13 protein-coding genes, 1 tRNA gene and 3 rRNA genes are annotated in these 17,977 nt (G+C 44.7%); 2 read left to right on the top strand and 15 right to left on the bottom strand.

The features are described 5' to 3' along the window. Position 1: 1 nt before the first annotated feature. Genes L6E24_RS14380 through L6E24_RS14370 form a run of 3 tightly spaced genes read right to left on the bottom strand, consistent with a single transcriptional unit; the run spans position 2 to position 3,987 of the window. The gene (locus L6E24_RS14380; protein ID WP_257742633.1) at positions 2–550 is read right to left on the bottom strand and encodes a BREX protein BrxB domain-containing protein; all 549 of its coding nucleotides are present in this window, start codon (positions 548–550) and stop codon (positions 2–4) included. Beyond that, positions 547–1,368, bottom strand: coding sequence for a hypothetical protein (locus L6E24_RS14375; protein WP_257742632.1), 822 nt, complete (start codon positions 1,366–1,368; stop codon positions 547–549). The genes L6E24_RS14380 and L6E24_RS14375 overlap by 4 nt, the downstream gene beginning before the upstream one ends. Positions 1,369–1,422: 54 nt before the next feature. Next, positions 1,423–3,987 carry a hypothetical protein gene (locus L6E24_RS14370; protein WP_257742631.1) on the bottom strand — a complete coding sequence of 855 codons (2,565 nt, stop codon included), beginning with the start codon at positions 3,985–3,987 and terminating at the stop codon, positions 1,423–1,425. 319 nt (positions 3,988–4,306) lie between these two features. On the opposite strand from L6E24_RS14370, the gene L6E24_RS14365 reads away from it, so the two are divergent. Then, positions 4,307–4,957, top strand: a complete 651-nt coding sequence (locus L6E24_RS14365; protein ID WP_257742630.1) for a hypothetical protein — start codon at positions 4,307–4,309, stop codon at positions 4,955–4,957. 130 nt (positions 4,958–5,087) lie between these two features. On the opposite strand, the gene L6E24_RS14360 is transcribed toward L6E24_RS14365, so the two are convergent. Further along, complete coding sequence (locus L6E24_RS14360) at positions 5,088–5,420, bottom strand: type II toxin-antitoxin system VapC family toxin (protein WP_373021274.1); 333 nt, start codon at positions 5,418–5,420, stop codon at positions 5,088–5,090. Positions 5,421–5,526: 106 nt separating this feature from the next. Between L6E24_RS14360 and L6E24_RS14355 the strand changes: the two genes are divergently transcribed. Next, positions 5,527–5,757 carry a hypothetical protein gene (locus tag L6E24_RS14355; protein ID WP_257742629.1) on the top strand — a complete coding sequence of 77 codons (231 nt, stop codon included), beginning with the start codon at positions 5,527–5,529 and terminating at the stop codon, positions 5,755–5,757. 112 nt (positions 5,758–5,869) lie between these two features. Here L6E24_RS14355 and comD read toward each other — a convergent pair whose 3' ends face one another. The 11 genes from comD to L6E24_RS14300 all read right to left on the bottom strand — a co-directional run bounded on the left by comD (position 5,870) and on the right by L6E24_RS14300 (position 17,765). After that, positions 5,870–6,997: a sulfopyruvate decarboxylase subunit alpha gene (gene comD, locus L6E24_RS14350; protein WP_257742628.1), complete on the bottom strand. Its 1,128-nt coding sequence runs from the start codon at positions 6,995–6,997 to the stop codon at positions 5,870–5,872. Further along, positions 6,990–8,258, bottom strand: a complete 1,269-nt coding sequence (locus L6E24_RS14345) for a cysteate synthase (protein ID WP_257742627.1) — start codon at positions 8,256–8,258, stop codon at positions 6,990–6,992. Before L6E24_RS14345 ends, comD begins: the two co-directional genes overlap by 8 nt. A gap of 27 nt (positions 8,259–8,285) precedes the next feature. After that, entirely contained in the window at positions 8,286–9,512 is a 1,227-nt protein-coding gene (locus L6E24_RS14340; RefSeq protein WP_257742626.1) for a methanogenesis marker 16 metalloprotein, read from the bottom strand. Continuing rightward, complete coding sequence (locus tag L6E24_RS14335; protein ID WP_257744047.1) at positions 9,509–10,141, bottom strand: (Fe-S)-binding protein; 633 nt, start codon at positions 10,139–10,141, stop codon at positions 9,509–9,511. The genes L6E24_RS14340 and L6E24_RS14335 overlap by 4 nt, the downstream gene beginning before the upstream one ends. A gap of 1 nt (position 10,142) precedes the next feature. Next, a complete protein-coding gene (locus L6E24_RS14330; protein WP_257742625.1) occupies positions 10,143–10,850 on the bottom strand; it encodes a GTP-binding protein in 708 nt (235 codons plus the stop codon). Then, the gene (locus tag L6E24_RS14325) at positions 10,847–11,800 is read right to left on the bottom strand and encodes an ATP-binding cassette domain-containing protein (RefSeq protein WP_257742624.1); all 954 of its coding nucleotides are present in this window, start codon (positions 11,798–11,800) and stop codon (positions 10,847–10,849) included. Before L6E24_RS14325 ends, L6E24_RS14330 begins: the two co-directional genes overlap by 4 nt. Before the next feature lie 244 nt (positions 11,801–12,044). Beyond that, the gene (locus L6E24_RS14320) at positions 12,045–12,686 is read right to left on the bottom strand and encodes a class I SAM-dependent methyltransferase (protein ID WP_257742623.1); all 642 of its coding nucleotides are present in this window, start codon (positions 12,684–12,686) and stop codon (positions 12,045–12,047) included. 156 nt (positions 12,687–12,842) lie between these two features. Next, positions 12,843–12,964: ribosomal RNA gene (gene rrf / locus L6E24_RS14315) — 5S ribosomal RNA — on the bottom strand. Between the two features lie 108 nt (positions 12,965–13,072). Beyond that, a 23S ribosomal RNA gene (locus L6E24_RS14310) occupies positions 13,073–15,999 on the bottom strand. Between the two features lie 145 nt (positions 16,000–16,144). Next, positions 16,145–16,217, bottom strand: a tRNA-Ala gene (locus L6E24_RS14305). A gap of 79 nt (positions 16,218–16,296) precedes the next feature. Then, a 16S ribosomal RNA gene (locus L6E24_RS14300) occupies positions 16,297–17,765 on the bottom strand. Together the 16S, 23S and 5S rRNA genes with 1 tRNA gene alongside form the textbook arrangement of a ribosomal RNA operon. Positions 17,766–17,977 lie beyond the last annotated feature (212 nt).

Raw genomic sequence — 17,977 nt, 5'->3', positions numbered from 1 at the left:
ATCAATCCTCCTCCGCTTCAATCGGATATGCAAGATAATTCCACCCATCCCTGGCTTTTAGTAATCTGTAGTTATTCTTATCCCGTTCTCCGGGGAAAAAGACCAGAAGTCTTCCTGAGATTTTAACTTTATCAATAATAAGCTCAACAATCTGACTTGCCCTTAATATTCCAAACATTGATGCAATGCCAAGAACGGCAATCACAGTGTCCTCATCTGAATCAGAAGTTTTTCCCCTGATTTTTTCAACCAGAAATTCCTTTAGTTCAGACAGATCATCCAGCAGATATTCCGGTTCGGAAAAATACTCTTCCCGGTATTCATTTTCAGACAGCCATTCCTCAAAAAACGGGCTTAAATCTATTTCAGTCCATTTATGCCCGGACTGTATAGTATAGATCTCAAACTCCTTTATGCCTGCACGGATTTTCCTCTCGGAATTTGGATCATAAATACAAAACCAGACTTTTTCCGGTCCGGAAATATTTCTTTGCCATACCAGTTCTACATGCTCTTTGTATCTTTTTGACAGATTCTGTAATTTGGTCATTGAGTTCCCCCAATCAAATCTTCCGGAAATGTGACCTCAACAACACTTCCGGCTTTTTTTACTGACATCAGACCTTTTCTGTTTGATTCTTTTGTTAATTCTTCTGCCTCTGAATCATTGAGGCATAATACCAAAACCCAGGGAGAATGAAATATTCTCTTTCCCCGAAATCCGGAAAGATATGCCAGATAACAGGCATATGCAAAAGAATGTACAGATACCTCAGGTTTAATCCTTATTTTATTGGACCTGCCTTCAAGATACCCTGACTGAGTCCATGATGACATCAGATTCCTGACCATCGACTCACGGACTTTTTCACTGTAAATGTTCTGATAATAATTATCTATTATTTCTTTTAAACCGGATTTTTCAGCAAAATCTCCGGTTTTAACTGATAGTATATACCCGGATGACAACCTTAATACTTCATCACGGGATAATGCACAAAGGAGTGCCATTATTTTATTATCAGGTGATTTCTCCTTCCAGTACTTCAAAAGTCCCTGAAAATTTTTATTTTCAGAGTCCAGACCATAAAGGTGCTTTAAATAATAGAAAGATATTTTCCTCCCGGAATTACTCTCTTTTTTTAATAAATTATCTTCAACAAATATTTTTTTAAGAATTTCTTTATCATTAAAGCCGGGTGCGTTATCCATTACAGTCATGAATTCAGAAAGCATGACTGTACGCCCCGTATGAGAACTTTTTGAATAAAATCCAAAGTTTTCGGGATAATCCTGTTTAACAAAAAAATCAGACTGTTCCACTATTGATCTGTTATCTTTATAACAAATAATATTTATGAATTTCATTTAATTCTATCCTCCGTTTGAAATATGCCTTTTTGCTGAAGCTTTCTGCATTCATCATAAACTTAGGGATTTACTCTCATCTTTCAAAAAACCAACAACAACCCTCATCACTCCAAAAACGTCATTCAAGTCAAGCCATTCACTCTCCCGGTGCTCGTTGTAATATCCGGCAGAGATATTCAAAACATCAAGACCCGGAAAGGCAGCCCGGATATTATAAGCATCGGCAATACTTCCCTTTGCAACCGCCATCGGGTGATAAACCTTCTTTGAAACGTCAATGAATTTTTCAAGAAACGCATCACTGCATAACTTCAGCCTGGGCGAATCTTTGGAGTCAAAACCATAAGAAGCAATAATATCCCTGCCGCCCTGCCGGTCAATTGTCAGGACACAGGCAGAATTCTTAAAGAATTCCGGCTTCTTCAAAATGGCATAGTCAATACCGCCACCACCTCCACGTCCGTACTTCGCCGGATAAGTTACTGCCTGCTCCTCCTGCACAGTGAACACAGCCTTAAATTTCAGGGAAGTGTACTTCATCAGGTAAAGGACCATCGCAACCCCGGCCTTATCGTCAAATCCGGCATTAAAACCAGGGATGATCTTGTTCAACCCGGACAAACCGGAGACCACAGCAGAACCGGAAGACCTGGGAGAACCATAAACACCAGAAATTCCGGGAGAACCAGAGAACTCAGAAGAAATCCGGTAACCTGAAAGTTTTTCAATAAAACCGGCCTCATCTTCATGGCCCTTATAATAATGCGGGAAAGTGTCAAGATGCACATTTAATAAAGGCAGGTCCCTGGAGCAGCCATAACTCTCACAGCCCTCATCAATATCACAACCGCGATAAACCTCAACCTCATTCCGGCCATAATTTTCACATTTACCGTCGCCCCTGCCACCCTTACAAAAAGCCTCTATCTCCCCAAAGGCAACCGCCGGCACTATCTCAAAGGAATCATTACCATAACGGTCCACATGACCGCCGTAATCTGCGTAGACCTCATCGCTATCATCACTCCCGCAGTCCGCATAGGCCTGATAACCCTTAGAAGTTTTAAAACCATTCGGACCTGCTGAACTCTTAAAGCGCTCAGACCTCCCGGATTTAAAACCCTCCAGACCAACAGATCTCTTTAAAGATTTATCACCCTCACCATAACCTTTCGGCCTGATGTAAAGATTGCACAGTTCATCGGATGAGACCACCCATCTCCCCCTCCCGTACTTCCGGACGATAAACTCAGCAAGCTCCTGCTCCCGTCCGGACGGACTGTAAATCCTCACCAGGTCCTCAAGAATCCTGTTGTACCGCCTGAAAAAGAACTTCGGATTTTCAGGAAGAATACCGGCACCACCGCGGCCCCTCACACAGGCAGCCTGTGAAGCAACCACGCCATCGTCAGGCCTCTCCTCAAAAGCCCGTCTGGTACCAGACCGGCCCTCTGAAAAACTGCCCTTTTGCTCCGGTTGAAAAGATCTGCCACCTCTCATAAGACTTCCTGCCCTCTCACAGAGCCTGTTGATAGTCTCCTCCGGAATATCACCCGGCTTCTCAGAACTATCCAGTTCAAAGGAGAAGAAAGCAAGTCTCTGATGATCCTCACAGAACTTTCTCTTAACCTGCCTTAAACGGAACCTGTGCTCATATAGAAATGCTGCAATCCTCTGAATTTCCATATAATCCGGAACAGGACTCTGTCCGGAGAAATAAACATTAACATCCCCGGACAACTGACCACGCCTCCCGTAATCAAATATTATCTTTGGATGTAGCAGCGGCTGTACAACACACTCATTTATAATCTTAAACCACTCCAGGTCCTGATGGGTATAAAAGATAATCCAGGCAGAGTCTTTCTGACCAAAATGACCGTCACAGGCCATCTCAGTCGTAATGCCACATGCCGAGACAGCCTTACACAACCGGGCTATGGCACCGTCCATCACACAGACAGGGACCTTTCTCCCGTGCTCATGCCCAAAGAAATGCTCCTCTTTCGCCTTTTGGCTGTGACTGAAGTACTGAATAGTCGATCCCTCAAGGCCCTGAAAAATATTCACTGCCGCTGTTAAGTGCCGGAACTTTGGGTCATGCACAATATTCAGCCGGTACTTTGCACGGTCATTTGGCCCCGGACAAAAACTCCGGCTATAACGACCATAACCGGGTTTTACCGTGCCCCCATCTCTTCGGTCATCAAAAACAATATCGAGAGTTCCAAGCCCGGATTCTGTAAGGAACCGGGCAAGGACCACCTGGTCAAGGTCATCATTAGAGCAGTGTGCACCGGGATTTCTCAGGCAGGAGTTGTCACTCAGGTAATACTCACCGTCCAATTCGTCAATTAAAAATCCCCTGGCACGAAGGACTTCGATCAACTCTTCCTTCGGAGTTTTGCAGTCCTTTATGACCTCCCTTACAAAATCATCAACAAATTCTTCCTTTCTCTCCCGGTGCCTGTGAAGATTTTCCCCCCCGGAATAATCCCTTCTGCCCCCTGCCGGTCTTTTTATAGACTCAGCCATTCCTCTTTTTGGAGATAATCCTCCCCCATTATCGTTGTTTAAACCCGCTCTGCCAAAGTTCCGGTTTGTAATTTCTGACATACATGATCAACTCCTTTTAGTTTTGATATACTACATCGTAGGAGCCAATTGTATTTAAAAATTATGTCAAATGTGTAAAAAGTGCCATAAGTTAGATTATTTACAATATCAAAAAAACATACTTTGAAAGTACAGTTTTAAGAATTACCCACACGTTCAGAATAATTAATCAACCTATTGATAATTAAAAACTTATACTCCATTAATGCTAATTGGATCTTAACTCATATAAAATGTTTGTCGCAAAAAAATAGTAAAAGGTGACTAATGTTTAATAGCAACAAATATATCCTATTAAAAGAATATATATTTCATAACTATGCCAGCAAAAGACAGTTCAGACTTAAGCGGTTATACCACTATCAGAATTAAAAACAGTACACTTCAGAGGCTTAAATACAATAAATTATATTCAGATTCCCTCAGTGGAAAAATAGATTATCTCATAACATACTGGGAAGCAGCAGCCGAGCATTTTCACAAGACCAACATGGAATTTTTAAAAACCTATATTGACTTTTTCAATGACAATGACGGTAATAACCAGGCTATTGAAGATCTAAAAAAAGAGATCGAAGAAATCGAAAATTTCAAAAAAACCTCTGAAAAAGACGAAATAACATATGTAACCGCCGAGATGGTCACCACTGATTCTTCCGGAATTGAAGAGAAGAAACTCTACGTAACATTCTATCGCAAGGGCGAAATACCCCATAAAGACATGAAGCGCCACCCCTTCGCACTCCTGATTACAACGAGAGGCAGTTATAAGTTTTATATCCCATTCAATGAAGACTGCCTTACAGGCAGTGCCTCCTTAAAAGAAGTTGAAAAAAGGCTCGAAATCCCGGAATGGATCGAAGCAGGGCCTATAATCAAAAAGAATAAAGACGATACCAAAACAGTTACTGCAACCATCGGCGTTGATAAGTCATATAAAAGAGTAATTCCGGGAGGAGACCGGGAGTAAAAATATCCGGAACTGAAAGGATGTACCAAAAGAAATCCAGAGATAATTACCCGGTTCAGCACAACGAATTTATTTAAAATTGAAATTATGAAACTATACATAAGAGCCTGAGGATGAAATGAAAAAATGGTTAATGGCTGATGATTTCAAGCCCTGGTATTCTTGCGAAATCCTTTGTGTTATTGGTGAGAATCTTTGCACCGTTATGAATGGCAATTGCCGCCACCATTTCATCAAATTTACCGATTGGTGTTCCTTTTTTCTCTAAATCTGCTGAGATTTCACCATATATGTCATAATATTCATCGGTGTGCTCCAGGACGTTTATTACCTGCAAATATCTGTTAATTTTTCTTATAGACCCTTTGACATCCTTTGTCCTGTAAGCTCCCTTATACAGTTCATAGACATTTACAAAAGTAGTGTTAAAATTTTGTTTGTCTTCTACCATTTTCTTCAGAATTTCTTTAGCCCGTTTATGCCTGGTGCTGTTCTGACTTCTAATAAGATCTATTAAAAAAGTGCTGTAAAGAATTATCGTTCAATCCTCTTCAATTGCTTCCATCATTTTGTCAGCATCTTCATCGGATATAACAGAGGCTTACCAGGTCTGCTATGACCTGAATGAGGACAATAAAAAGAGGGAGATTAAAGGACTGCTGGCTGCATGCACTAAATTCGGCCTGGATGAAGGAGTAATCATAACCGAAAGTTCATCCGTGGTAATCACTGAAGGTGAGATTAAGATAAAATTAATTCCGGTAACGCTCTTTCTGCTGGGGCTTGATGAGGGAGTATGAGAGGGTGTGGGGAAGTATGAAGGAGTCGGAGAAATTGGAGAAAAGATGCCACACAGAACGATAGCACAAAAATAATATTAAAAATAGTATGAAAATATTATGGATCCATACATCAGATTGAAGTCATAAATCTTTCCTTAATCTCAGATGCACTTAAGGGTACATTTGGTGCATCCGAATTTCCGGGAAGAATAATAACATGGATGAAAAGAGTACCCTGAAGTTCTCCATTTTTTCTTCTTTTTAAAACATCCAACAGTTCCTCTTTAGTATGTACCTTAACAGTATTCTTTATCCCCGCTCCGATTGCCATTAATTCCAGATCACATATATTCCAGGCATGAGTTCTCTGCATGCCGGTACTTCCGAATGCTCCGTTATCAAGGGCAAGAATAATAAGATTTACAGGAGATTCTGCTGCAACAGCCGGTAAAACAGCAGTGCCAAGAAGGCTTCCGTCACCGTCAATCACCATAACATCCTTCTCCTGTCCAAGTGCAGCCCCAAACCCTATAGGAGTTGCCTGAGTATAGCTGCCAAGCATATAGAAATTTTCAGGCCTGTCATCTGCCCTGTACAGTTCCTTGCATGGAACACCGATATTGCAGATAACGGGCATATCAGAGAGAAACGGAGCAAGAGCTTCAATTGCATCAGACCTTTTCATAACCGGAGATTTAATCTCACGTTTATAGGAGACAGAAACATGCCTGCACCTGTCAGGGAATATTTCTGGAACGCAGCAATCAGGTCTTCCACCCTCCCAGAATTTTGGAGTGATTAGGATCACATGTACTTCTGACTTATCAAAAGCTTTCATTATCCCTTCTCTGATAAGATCTGACTCATCAGGTTCATTCACAATTGTATAGCTGATATTAAATGCCTCAAGCATCTCAGGTATCTTTGAATTAAACGGAATCTGAGCAGAAATCTTCTCCTCATAGACACCTCTCCAGCTTGCAATGACAGGAAGAGGCAGACCATAAAGATCTGTAAGTGTCATAATAGCATTCATGGAATTACCAAGTCCTGAACTCTGCATCTGTAGAAGAGATCTCCTGCCTGCAAGGGAAAGACCGGCACAGACCCCAACCCCATCCTCCTCACGGTTGATATTTACATAATGAAATTTACTCTCCATTCCCGCACAGAGATCCTTTGTCCGGTCACATGGAAGGGAAACAACAAATTCAATACCCAAATCATTTAAAATATCAAGAACCTTATCCTCATTCATAATTTTTCAGCCACTCCTCAATTTCAGTTCTGACAGTTTCATTAGTACTCCCTGCCGGAAGATTTACAGAAGGTAATACAGGAATCATATCGTAATCTTCAGTAAGCCGCCTGTAACCGCCTCCGGTGATATTCAGCAGAATATAATCATCATCTTTTACAGTTCCGGCATCAACTGCATCAATCAGGGACGCGACACATACCTCTGCCGCAGGGTCAAGATCGATTCCTTCAGTATCCTCAAACAGTTTTCCGGCAGATTTCGCATCCGGAGTTTTAACAGGGACGATAACCCCGTCTGTATCAGTAAGGGCATCAAAGAGACCTCCGGCCACAGAATATGGCGGATGCCGGTTTGTTAAAACACCTGCATATACCTCAAGAGCAAGTTCTCTGGACTCCATTTCACCTGAATCAGAGACAATATCCCTCAGCCCCTTATTCCAGGCATCAGCCATTGGTGTAAACGGCTCATTCTGGCAGAGATGAAGCCTTGGGAGCTTATTCCCAAACCTGCCATCCGCAATGAGTCTCAGTGACATCTCCCATGCGGCAATTCCCCCGGTACCACTTCCGACAGCCTGAAAATACCAGTCAGGAAGCCGTTTCATCGTGACAGCACCATCAAGAAGTGTTGTGCCCATGCCATCCCTTCTCGCCGGATTTTTTGCTCCGCCTTCAGGGATAACACCCGGAATTTCACATAAACTGTTTCCAAACTCTATTGAATCCGTATAATCGCCTGAAACGGAATACATAAGAACATCTTCAGTCTCTTCAGTAGTCCAGATATTTTTCACTCCTTCTTCCGGCACTGACAGAATAACCGGGATCTTCGATTTTGCAGACACTTCCGCAAATGCCCGCCCGGTATTTCCTGCGGATGACACCTGCAAAACTCCTCCCCCATGCTCTTTTAGCCGGAGTGATGTAGGCAGAGCTTCAAGTTCCTTAAAAGAGCATGTTTTGATAAAGGCAGATTTTTCAGGCCAGTAGCCGTTAAAGCAGATATACAGTTCTGAAAGACCAAGTTCTTCTGCAAGCTCAAGGCTCTTATATGTGACAGGTCCGGCATCTGATTTGATATGTCCCTTAACCGGCAGCCAGTCCTGAAATCTGAACATTCCGGGAAGGTTTCTGACAGTGAGTTGCCTGTGCCCGTAATCTGCACGAATCAGTCCGCATTTAGACGGGCATTCATTTGTGTACCTATCCGGAAATATCTTACCGCAGTATGGACATTTTAGCTTATATTCACCCATTTAACTCACCATACTGGAGATTTTCCTTCAGAGAAATAAGAAAGTACCATCAATAATCTTCTCCTTTAATTCTCCTGATATTTTATCCCCTCTCGTTCTGTCAGACTGCCTGAGAGTTACAGGGATCTCTCTTCCGCCAACATTAACCGGCTTTGTCTTCATTGAATAAACCTCACCGGGGCATGTCCGGATACAGTTTCCGCATGAGACACACCTTGATGAAATAACACCACCGCCCGGCATAATAGCCTTTGTCGGGCATTTTGCAAGTGCAGGACAGTCACCACAGAATATGCAGTTCATCGGATTTACATTAATTCTGTGGTCAGTTCCCTGCCATATGTCTGCATTTGTCCCATATGCAAGCGGCGATCTGTCCTTAATATCCACAATCGGAAGAGGAATATTCTCGTCAAGTATGCTCACATCTGAAAGGATTTTTTCGTCTGTTACCGGAATTGCACCAGCCACAGACATTATACATTCGGGACCTGCCGAAGTGATAAATCCCCCGGTATATTCACCAGACATCCCGCCCATATCAGCAAATGCCGAGAGATTAGGTTTTTCCGGTGTGCTCCTGGTACCAGGCCCCATGATAAAACCTTCAGCACCGTTTAAGAGAATTTTCGCACCGGACTTCAGGGATCTCATCTCAGGATCATTCTGAAGCGGATTTATTTCACCACAGCCGCTGACTGTGGCCTCAGCCAGATTGCCGCGAAGGGGCAGGGCTGAAAATATTGTATTTATATCTTCAGGAGATTGATTCACAAAACAGGAGTAGTTTTTGTAGGCGCATCTTGTGGCAATCATCCTTGAAGAGAGGAATTCATCACCATACAGTATATTGGAATAGCTTTTCCCGCCGGCTTCTGCAATAACTTCAATCTCCTTCTCCTCAATGATATCACGGAATAAATGACCACCGCCATAATCATCAGAAGCATGGGTGGTTCCGTATACAACCAGATCCACTATGCCAAGACCTTCATTCGGACTTGGACCAGGATATGCAGGCACTCCGTTCAGAGAGACTGTATCTGCACGTCTGAATGTACCCGGCTTTGCCACCTGAAGGCTTATTACCGCCATTGCACCAGACATTATCCCGCATGTCCCGCATGTAACAATATCAACGTCATCAAGAGACGGTTTTCCGCCATCGCGTATCATTTTTTTAAATTCGGCTGCCATATAGACTTTTGCTTCTCCTTTATCCAGTTTTGCTTTGATTTCAGCAGTTGTTTTCATATAATAATATCCTCCACCCTTATGTGAACACCTGAAGGTCTTTTCAGCACCATATTTACCAATCCGGTATGACCAAGATGCATCATGCAGTAACCAGGCAGAAACCTCTGCCTCATCCCGAATACCGGAGGATTCCTTTTAGTCTCTGCAATTCCTTCAAAAGCTATCATATTATAGGCCTTAATGTCTTTAACATCTCTCTTTGGATCTCTTGCAATAAGAGGACTTACCACATGAGTGGTTAAAACTCCTGTTACGGAGTCGGCATCTATTACAGAAAGAACATGCTGAACCGGACATCCCGCACCTTCAGGACGGCCAAGAACGATATCACCCGGAATTATATTCCATTTTTCAACAAGATCAGGACGAAAAGGCTGTACAACTTTTCTTGCAGACGGTTCTCCGGGAAGTGCATGCAGTATAAAATCTAGAGAATTGCCAATGATATCAGTATCTTTGTAATTCGTATCTCCGGCAATATTTATCAATACAGGCTCACTTTCCGGTCTGTAAAAAGGGCAGTCTGTCAGCACCTTTTTTCCGGACTTCAATAAAATTATAAACTCACTGCATTCAGGACAGCCACATCTGCCGCAGTCTTTTCCGGGCGGCTGCCATCCTGCCATTTCATTCACCCCGAAACATAAATTCTGCACTGTCAAGCGGCCTTATCACCCCAAAATGATTCTGCCAGCCGATCTCTTTTTTGCCAACGCATACTGTACAGACTCCAAGGGGAGGAGTGCCTTTGAGAACAATCTCATCAGCATCTGAAATATCCGTCTGTTCATCTATTGCCCTGAAGAGATATCTCATACCTGTACCCTGAACCGCATTTGTCTCAACGATGTCAAGATTCCCGTTTACACCTTTAATTCTCTCCCTGAATACCTCTTTTTCCGCCTGGGAAACGAGATCAGTTCTTGTCACAACCGCAAGATCTGCAAGTGCCAGCATTGGTGCCATCTTTAAGGGAGAATTTATTCCGGATACAGTACTCAGCACTACAATTCCAAGCGACTGGGTAGTATATGGCGAACATCTGAGGCAGAGACCCGCACTCTCTACGATCAGCATATCTGCACCTTCCTCTTCTGCCCATAAGACTGCATCTTTCATAACCATAATTCCGGCATGGTCAGGGCATAGATCTCCGGAGCAGATCTTCCTTGCCGGAATACCAAACTCCTCTGCAAGTTCTCTGTCCTCAAATGCTGTCACGACATCAATTTTAAGGTATGCACACAAAACTTCCGGGTTGAAATGCTTTATTATCTGCCTTACAACCGCAGTTTTTCCGGCAGAAGGCGGCCCGGCGATGACAAGTAATTTCATATGACACCGGCTGAAGTAATTAATTCACCAGCCCTTATCTTCTCCCTCATACGACAGAATATCCCGTCCATTCTGATAATCTCCCGGAGAGCATCTCTCTCTTCTTCTCCGGGAATTAGTATTTTATCGACAGCACCGTTTTTCATTACAATTCTTCTGTCCGAGAGAAGGGAGACAAGAGGATCATGGGTTACAAAAATTAAGGATTTCTGGTGCTTTTTTAAAGCCTCGATAACTTTTTCCTTGAAAATTCCTGCATTTTCCACTTCATCCAGAAGAACTATCGGAGCATTGGAGATTATTATCGCATCAGCTACCATAAGTGATCTCGTCTGCCCTCCGGAAAGTGAGGTCATCTTCACATCCGGAATTATTTTTTCTCCGGTGAACTCATTTGCAAGTGAGATTGTATCCTGAATAATACTGTCTCCGGTCATTTTCCTTGAGAGAAGGTGCATCTGAAGAAAATCCCTGACAATAAGATCTGCCAGGCATTTTGTATTCTGGGTAATCAGTGCAACGGGCTTTTTTGCAGGGTCTCTGATGTATTCATCCGGAGGATCTTCACCATTTATGAGAACGGTTCTTCCGGTGACTGTATCCTTTCTGGCGAAGATCTCAATGTCATTAATCAGTGCACTCTTGCCAGAACCGGTCGGCCCGACAACTGATATTGTATCTCCCGGACGGATGGTTATGCTGTTAAAATTTTCCCGGCAGCCATCCCGGTTAATTCCGGGAAGAATGGTTATCTCAGATATTTCCGGATTATCGGAGTTGTGTACAGTTAGAGAACTGCATGTATTCGCATATATGCTCTCCTTACCTGATTTACTAATTGTTTCCGGAATCCGGATGAAATTATCCGGCACTCCTTTATCCTCACCATTAAGGAAATCAGGAGGTATTCCGAACTTTTCTTCTGCACTGCCTGCGGAGATGATCTTCATCACATCTTATTTTTGCTGGTTTTAAAGATTAATGTTTGTAATTTTGTACAATTAATTAAGACAAAGATACAAAAAATAATAAATAATTATACCAAAAATGAGGAGAAAAGCGTTATTAAGAACTACAAGCCAAAAAACTGACGTTTAAAAGAGACAGTCAATGATCTAATATCTCAATATATTCACATTTCATCCGGAAATTAAAAAATACCTCCGGAAGCAGACTTCCATTTCACCGGGCAGATCATTTATATGCAATAACAATTCCATAATATTCTCTCCGGTATGGAACAATAACCCGGCTAAAACCAGCTGAATTAAGTATTTCTTCAAAAGATGAGACTGTATTCCCCTGACAGTAATCGTCAAGAGGAGCAACCATATCACTTGCCTCTTCAGGCGAAAAACCGTTTTTAACCATAAAAGTTATCCACAATTTTTTGTAGAGATCTCTTTCAAACAAACTTTCCGGACTGAAGATATCACCTGCAATAAATGTGCCGCCGTCATTGAGCATATGGTAAATATTTCCTGCCAGTTTCAGCCTGTCATGAGCATTCAAAAATGTCAGAGCCTGCGAAATTAAAATTGCATCATATTTTATGTGAGAGACAAATTCACGCATATCTCCGGTTATGAACTTAACTCCAGAAAGATTTTCTTTACGACGGGCAAATTCAATATAATCCCTGTTAATATCAAGGCACGTTATATCCAAATCCGGAAATTCAGCAGCTAAAATTTCGGTTAAAAAACCAGTTCCTGATGCCAGCTCCAGAATATTTTCACAATCACACGGAATAAATTCAAGAAGGGTATCAAAAAAAACATTCCAGTATGGGAGGCATTTTTTTTCAGCAGAATCATAATCAGATGCAGGTATCACAATTAAAACCTGATTTTCAAATATTTAACTATTGCTACAAATATGAGCAATCGACAGCATAAATATATTTATAAAGGCTTAATGACATAATGTCGGAGAATAACAGCTTACACTAACAAAATAACTTTTCAGAATAGACACAATCACTCACATGAGCAATTGCAGCGTTAGGTGGTTCCCAAGAACTCTCGTATCTTAGTACAGCACCCAACGTGGGCGGGCTTAACTGCCGGGTTCGAGATGAGTCCGGGTGTTTCCCCGCCGCTATGGCCGCAATCACAGACCGGACATCAGGTCATGAACCTGAATTATTGTCTGCAATTATCCGGCATATTGGCATTCACACAACGATTTCGTCTGGATTTTAACGGTTAAGTAATGTTTCCGTTGCCGAATTATCGGACTTTAGTACCTGTGGACTGAACACGTCGTTGCCTTCGTGCGTACATCCCAGGTCTATCAAACGGGTCTTCTACCCGCGTCCTGTGACGGAGTCTCTTTTCAGGTCAGGTTTCAAGCTTAGATGCTTTCAGCTTTTATCCCTTATCGCGTAGCCACCCGGCATTGCCCTGTCGGACAACCGGTCTACCAGTGGCGACGACGGAAAGTTCCTCTCGTACTATTTCCATCTTACCTTCAGACTCCCGACACCCCATATAGATAGTAACCGACCTGTCTCACGACGGTCTAAACCCAGCTCACGATCCCCATTAATAGGCGAACAACCTCACCCTTGGCTGCTGCTGCACAGCCAGGATGGAAAGAACCGACATCGAGGTAGCAAGCCGCCGGGTCGATATGTGCTCTTGCCGGCGACGACTCTGTTATCCCCGGGGTAGCTTTTCTGTCGTCAATAGCACTCATCAAAAGCGCGTATTGGTTCGTTAGACCCGAGTTTCCTCTCGCAGATACTTGCTATTCGTATCAGCGTCAGGCCAACTTTTGCTCTTGACACTCTTCTGTGAGTTTCTGACTCACATGAGTTGACCTTGGGGCACCCTTGATACCTTTTCGAGGGTGTGGCGCCCCACCCAAACTGCCTACCTACCGATGTCCTCGTAAACGAGTTAGTGTTACAGTAAACCAAGGATGGTGTCTCAGATTACGACTAACCTGCCCCCACAAGGGCAGGATCAAAGTCTCCCATCTACTCTGCGCAAGGAATACCGTAACACAACGACAGGCTGCAGTAAAGCTCCACGGGGTCTTCACTTCCCATATGGGGTCCCTAGCCTCTGCACTAGGATAAAATGTTCAACGGACTTGTGTTTGGGACAGTAGGACTCTCGTTAATCCATTCATGCAAGTCGCCAATTAAGCGACAAGGTACTACGCTACCTTAAGAGGGTCATAGTTACCCCCGCCGTTTACGGGTCCTTCGTCCGGTTGTACCCGGTTTTCAGATGCCCGCACTGGGCAGGAATCACAGACTATACTAGTCGTTTCCGAGTTGCAGTCTGCTATGTTGTTATTAGACAGTCGGAGTCCCCGAGTCACTGCGACCTGCTTGATCTCCAAGCAGGCACTCCTTATTCCAAAGTTACGGAGCTATTTTGCCGAGTTCCCTAAACACAATTAAACCGATACGCCTTGGCCTTCTCAGCCAGGGGCACCTGTGTCAGATCTCGGTACGGTCATCTGGCCCCCTTTTCACGGGCTCCAGGAATTTGCTGTATTACTTCATCACGCTTTCACTCAATTCTCACCATTGCGGTTCTCCAAGAGCTTATACGATTAAACAGGGCGACGGCCCTGCACAGCATATCCCGAAGCGTCAGGATTATTGGCCGATGGTACAGGAATATTAACCTGTTTCCCTTTCGACGTACTCGAGTTACGATACACCTTAGGACCGACTAACCCTCGACTGACGAACATTGTCGAGGAAACCTAGCCCCTCCGGCGGATGGGATTCTCACCCATCTAATGCTTCTACTAATGCCAGAATTCTCATTTCTGCACGGTCCACAGGAGCTTACACCCCTGCTTCTGCCCATGCAGAACGCCTCTCTACGCCATCATATTAATATATGGTCCGTGGTATCTGTGGTAGGTTTGAGCCCCGTCCATTTTCTGCGCCCCAAACCTAGACTGGTAAGCTGTTACGCACTTTTTAAAGGGTAGCTGCTTCTAAGCTCACCTTCCAGTTGTTTTTGGCCTGGGACCTCATTTAGTGTTTACACTTAACCTACACTCAGGGACATTAACCACGGTCTGGGTTGTCTCCCTTACGCACTACAAGCTTACCCCGCAGTGCGGACTTCCGGACTTCTCAGATGACGGGGAATTCGGAGTTTGACAGCAGGGTAAGGAATTTCTTCCCCAACTCCCACAATCAGTGCTCTACCTCACCGTCTATCTCCATCCAGGTCATGCTACGGCATGTTTCGAGAGGAACCAGCGGATGCCTAGTTCGATTGGCCTTTCACCCCTATACGCAGGTCACACGAATGATTTGCATATCAATACCGCTTCGGCCCTCCACGCAACTTTCGTCACGCTTCAGCCTGCCCACGCATAGATCACTAGGCTTCGGGTCTTATCCTGCCGACTTCACGCACTTTTAATACGTCGTCCCATGTGCCGTAAGGCACTACGAACCTGTCGCTTTCGCTTCGGCTTCCCGCAGGGTTAACCTCGCCGACAGAATAAACTCTCTGGCCCGTTCTTCAAAACGTAAGTTATGACGCTGGCAATACCGCCCATACTACAGCCTCGCGGCTGATTCTTTCGCGGTAAAGATCCTTTAACGCCATAACACACCATCGCCTGCCAGTTTCAGGCACTTTTAACCACCTTTTCAGGGTTACTTTTCAGCTTTCGCTCACGCTACTATTACACTATCGGTTTCGAGGAGTATTTAGTTTTGGAGGTTGATGACCCCCGGATTCACGCGAGAATTCCAACCCGCGCTACTCAGGACACCACATATATGTGAGAGATTTACGTGTAGGGGACTGTCACCCTCTTTGGTTTGACTTTTCAGAACAAATTCCACTTCATATCTCACAAAAACAGTGGGCCTATCAACACCACATCTCCCGTTGCCGGGATTCAGTTTGAACTCTGTCGTTTTCGATCGCCTTTACTAACGACATCTCGTTTGATTTCTCTTCCTCCCCCTACTGAGATGTTTCAATTCGGGGGGTTACCGATCGTTACCGATCGTGACTTAATGTCACAGGATGTCCCATTAGGGTATCTCCGGATCATAGAATCCTTGCGTCTTCCCGGAGCTTATCGCAGCTTGGCACGCCCTTCGTCGGCACTCGAACCGAGCCATTCACTGACAGGCAGAACGTAATTCAGCATTTTATCGGTTTAACCGTTAAAATCCATTTAACGTCGTTGTGTGAATACCTATACACGGCCTCAAAGAGTCCTTACTGACTCTCAGCCCTTCCCCGTCGATTCACATCAACGGGTGCATTGAAAAGCCGTTTCCGAAAAAACGGCTATGGACCCAGGGGGATTTGAACCCCCGGCCTCGGCGTTGCAAACGCCGCGCTCTTCCAGCTGAGCTATGAGCCCTCTGCTTTTTGTTTATGTTAACACTGACAATTTTACAGTTTGTTTAATAACCGCTAATTACCCCTCACGATATTTCGTTAGGAGGTGATCCAGCCGCAGATTCCCCTACGGCTACCTTGTTACGACTTAACCCCCCTTGCGAAACCTAGATTCGACTGCGGCAATAAACCACAGCCTCATCCAAACCTCACTCGGGTGGTTTGACGGGCGGTGTGTGCAAGGAGCAGGGACGTATTCACCGCGCTATGTTGAAACGCGATTACTACGGATTCCAGCTTCATGTGGGCGAGTTGCAGCCCACAATCCGAACTTGGGACAGGTTTAGGGGATTGACTACACTTCTCAGTGCCGTTACCCATTGTCCTGACCATTGTAGCCCGCGTGTAGCCCGGATAATTCGGGGCATGCTGACCTACCGTTGCCCATTCCTTCCTCCTCTTTAGCAGAGGCGGTCCCAACAGTGTCCCCATCATTCCGGAGAACATGCTGGCAACTGTTGGCGTGGGTCTCGCTCGTTGCCTGACTAAACAGGATGCTTCACAGTACGAACTGACGACGGCCATGCACCTCCTCTCAGCTGGTCAAACAAAGTCTTCAACCTGGTTATCATTCCGCTGTCTTATCCGGTGAGATTTCCGGCGTTGAGTCCAATTAAACCGCAGGCTCCACCCGTTGTGGTGCTCCCCCGCCAATTCCTTTAAGTTTCAGCCTTGCGACCGTACTTCCCAGGCGGTACGTTTCACGGTTTCCCTTCGGCACCCCGGAGACTCGTGGTCACCGGCACACCTAACGCACATCGTTTACGGCTGGGACTACCCGGGTATCTAATCCGGTTCGCTCCCCCAGCTTTCGTTCCTCACTGTCGAAGCCGTCCTGGTGAGATGCCTTCGCCATCGGTGGTCCCCCGGGGATTACAGGATTTCACTCCTACCCCCGGAGTACCTCTCACCTCTTCCGGTTCCTAGAACAACAGTTTCTCTTAAACGCCTGCAGGTTAAGCCTGCAGATTTCCCAAGAGACTTATTATTCAAGCTACGAACGCTTTAAGCCCAATAAAAGTGGCCACCACTCGAGCCGCCGGTATTACCGCGGCGGCTGGCACCGGTCTTGCCCGGCCCTTTCTTCGGATGCTTTTTAGACATCCGGACAGCCCGCATATACGGGCACTCGGGGTTCCCTTATCACAGTTTCCTGCATTGTAAAGTTTTCGCGCCTGCTGCGCCCCGTAGGGCCTGGAATCGTGTCTCAGATTCCATCTCCGGGCTCTTGCTCCCACAACCCGTACCGATTACAGGCTTGTTGGGCCACTACCCCAACAACAACCTAATCGGCCGCAGATCCATCCTAAGGCGCCGGAACTTTCGGTTAAAGAACATTCCAGTATCTTTAACCTATGGAGTATTATCCCCAGTTTCCCGGGGTTATCCTCCACCTTAGGGCAGGTTATCCACGTGTTACTGAGCAGTCTGCCGAGGGTCTTAACCCTCTCAACTCGCATGGCTTAATCGAACCCCGATAGCAGTGACCTCTGGCAGGATCAACCAGAATTAATTGTTTGAAGTACTTACACTTCGGCACACTATCGATATTTCACTAGTTTATCTAAAAGGAATTAGCGGTTATTAAACAAATTTCCGCATTGTCAGTGCCAACGTCAGAACCGACACCCCCATCCGGGTGCTTTCGGTTCTCCATCTAAGAATCGAGGTAACAATGTTAGATTTATTGTTATATAAACACATTGTTTTACGATTTACAAA

It is taken from the genome of Methanoplanus endosymbiosus (genome assembly GCF_024662215.1).
GTDB classification, from domain to species: Archaea; Halobacteriota; Methanomicrobia; order Methanomicrobiales; family Methanomicrobiaceae; genus Methanoplanus; species Methanoplanus endosymbiosus.
This window is presented reverse-complemented; position numbering and strand designations above follow the sequence as displayed.

Coding starts and splice junctions, on each gene's coding strand:
- L6E24_RS14380 (WP_257742633.1), bottom strand. CDS start 550: ATGACCAAATTACAGAATCTGTCAAAAAGATACAAAGAGCATGTAGAA.
- L6E24_RS14375 (WP_257742632.1), bottom strand. CDS start 1,368: ATGAAATTCATAAATATTATTTGTTATAAAGATAACAGATCAATAGTG.
- L6E24_RS14370 (WP_257742631.1), bottom strand. CDS start 3,987: ATGTCAGAAATTACAAACCGGAACTTTGGCAGAGCGGGTTTAAACAAC.
- L6E24_RS14365 (WP_257742630.1), top strand. CDS start 4,307: ATGCCAGCAAAAGACAGTTCAGACTTAAGCGGTTATACCACTATCAGA.
- comD (WP_257742628.1), bottom strand. CDS start 6,997: ATGAATGAGGATAAGGTTCTTGATATTTTAAATGATTTGGGTATTGAA.
- L6E24_RS14345 (WP_257742627.1), bottom strand. CDS start 8,258: ATGGGTGAATATAAGCTAAAATGTCCATACTGCGGTAAGATATTTCCG.
- L6E24_RS14340 (WP_257742626.1), bottom strand. CDS start 9,512: ATGAAAACAACTGCTGAAATCAAAGCAAAACTGGATAAAGGAGAAGCA.
- L6E24_RS14335 (WP_257744047.1), bottom strand. CDS start 10,141: ATGGCAGGATGGCAGCCGCCCGGAAAAGACTGCGGCAGATGTGGCTGT.
- L6E24_RS14330 (WP_257742625.1), bottom strand. CDS start 10,850: ATGAAATTACTTGTCATCGCCGGGCCGCCTTCTGCCGGAAAAACTGCG.
- L6E24_RS14325 (WP_257742624.1), bottom strand. CDS start 11,800: ATGAAGATCATCTCCGCAGGCAGTGCAGAAGAAAAGTTCGGAATACCT.